The sequence below is a fragment of the Blautia sp. 210820-DFI.6.14 genome, from assembly GCF_020558815.1.
Classification (GTDB): domain Bacteria; phylum Bacillota; class Clostridia; order Lachnospirales; family Lachnospiraceae; genus Blautia_A; species Blautia_A obeum.
Window position 1 is genome coordinate 1 of the sequence record NZ_JAJCKS010000060.1, and the last position, 2,489, is coordinate 2,489.

Consider the following 2,489-nt stretch of genomic DNA (forward strand, 5'->3'; position numbering starts at 1 on the left):
AGTAGACAGATCTCTGGAGCTTAAGCGGAAGAGCGCACTTATATACTTTAGCAAGGGGAGTATCCCAAAAGGGCGCAAGTTTTGAGGAGTTTTTTCCTATTATAATGTGTTTTTATATAGCAATAGCAAATTTGAATGAGAATATAAAGAGGGAACTGTCAAAAGCAGTTCCCTCTTTTACTTTTTCCCTGTATCGTTTTAGTTGATGTAATCTATATAGAAAGATTCATATAATGGACTCTTAACAGTTCCGCCAAAGAAGAAACCTCTGTAACCTGCAGTTGGCTTTTTATAGTATTTTGGTTTCGCTGTCATATGATAGTTTATATAAATTGATGCGACATTTTTTAAAGAAACCTTTCCACCATTTTTTATCTTTTTGGATCTATTATTTTTATAACAGATTTCAATACTGTCCACCTTATAATTCTTGACAGTTTTAACGGTAATCCTTACTTTTGATTTTGGAGCAGTTCCTTTATCCTCTATCATCCAATGGCCTTGTGCAAGAGCAGCATAATTTTTGGAGCCGATCTTTATACTTTTAAATACTCGAGAGTGTTTTTTGAATGTTACGGCACAAGACAGGTTATAGCTCTTTCCATTCTGCCTTACTGTAAAACGGAGTTTTGTTTTTTCGCCATCTTTTACATAATGATCGGAACCTGATGTCGTTTGTACATAAATAGCGTTAAGACCAGCTGCTTTTGATGCGGTATAATATTTGTTAGATGATCTTACGTTTGTGATTACAGCGGACCTGGATAAATTCTTTATATAAATATATCCATCTCCATCTGTGAGAATTTCACCATAACTAGTATAAGCACGATAAAACTCCAGAGTCTGTTTCTTCGGGCACTGAGGTGCCTTTGCTGCTGCGCTTACTGTTGCAGGTACTGCCAGGATTACGAAAAGGCATGTCAATAAGCTTACTAAAATGTTTCTTGTCTTTTTCACTTTGTTTTTCCTCCTGATTATTTTTTTTCATTTTGTGCTGCTGTTAATTTCTCTTTTTCCTTCCACTTCTTTCCCATTATAACGTGCCCAAAAGTTCTGCTTCAGCTATATTGTCAGACCTCTCCTTTGAGCCGTTATATTTTTACATTATATTAATCTTATTATAAGCGGTCAATATTTTCCAAGATCATAATTCACGAAAATCTTTTTCGTGGTTACCGTGGAAATGGCAGCCCTGATGAAGCTTAATGACAGAATGAAAAGGATGGATTCCCTTATGGTTGCTTCTAATATGCGGAAGTTTGGGAGGATGGAGCTATGGGTTCCCAGATCCTGCAGAATCCCTCTGACCCGTATGCAACTTACCGTGAAAAAGCGGGAAACAAAAACGTGGTTATACAGCAAACATTGTGGAAACTGTTGGAGATAACGGTTCCATCGTAACAAATTACCAGTATGAAAAAAACACACATAGTGACAGCCAGTTCCTGAAAGAAACTGTTGAATCCATGGAAAAAACAGAGGAGCCAACAGTGCTTATAACAGATGGGGCCTATAGCGGCAGGGACAATACAAACGCTGCAGCAGAAAAAAACATTGACCTTGTAACAACGGATCTGACAGGCCGTGAAGCAAAAGATATCGCAGCAGATTTTGAGTTCACAGAAGATGGAAAGAAAGTGATACACTGCTCAGCCGGAAACCCACCCAAAAGCTGCAATTATATCAACCAGACTGGACAATGCAGGATATCATTTCCAAAAAACAAATGTGAAAACTGTCCACACCGTGACCAGTGCAACCCCAAGCTGTTTAACAGGACCAGTATGGTTTTTCTGTCTAAAAAATCCTTTGACAGAGCAAAGACACAAAGGAAAATGAAGACAGAAAAATATAAGGAACTGTCCCGGATCAGAAACGGAGTGGAAACAATCCCATCCATCCTGCGGAGAAAATACCAGATAGACCATATGCCGGTAAGAGGGCTTCTCCCCACTAAACTTCGTTTTGGGATAAAACTGGCAGCCTTGAACTTCAAGAAGCTGTTTGGATATCTGAACAGTGTGGGTCAGTGCGCCTTAATTCTTCAGATCAGTTAACAGAGCAGAAACAGTGGTGTGGGTTATTACCCCAAAACAGAGCTAACAATGGATATTTGTTGTTTTATAAGAAATTTTCAAGGAACATAGATTTCTATGGGCGATAATTATTATGTTTTGACACCCATATCATATTTAAAACATATCTGGAATTTGATAGCAGTAGTCTGCACCCCCTAAACTGACTACGATATGACTACTACAGACGGAAGTGATTTGCTTCATTTTGCACTTTTTTGCAAAAAATGTAGTAAATGAGAAGAAAACTACGATGCCATGAAATGCTGATAAAACCTTGCAAAATACGGCATTTCACGGCAGTTTGAGAGGAGAAAAAACAATGATTCGAGTACTTTTCGTATGCCACGGCAACATTTAACATAACATAGCAAGAATTCTCCTTCCTCTATAGGTGGGAGATGAATTGTA

General features: G+C 38.2%; 2 protein-coding genes. One reads left to right on the top strand and one right to left on the bottom strand.

Features of this window, described 5'->3' with window-relative positions; translation table 11 throughout:
- Window positions 1-198: 198 nt before the first annotated feature.
- On the bottom strand, window positions 199-960 hold the full coding sequence (locus LI112_RS17645) for a hypothetical protein (protein WP_227191192.1): 762 nt from the start codon (window positions 958-960) through the stop codon (window positions 199-201).
- A 410-nt stretch (window positions 961-1,370) separates the two neighbouring features.
- Between LI112_RS17645 and LI112_RS17650 the strand changes: the two genes are divergently transcribed.
- Window positions 1,371-2,060, top strand: a complete 690-nt coding sequence (locus tag LI112_RS17650; protein ID WP_237976576.1) for a transposase — start codon at window positions 1,371-1,373, stop codon at window positions 2,058-2,060.
- The last annotated feature ends 429 nt before the right edge of the window (window positions 2,061-2,489 follow it).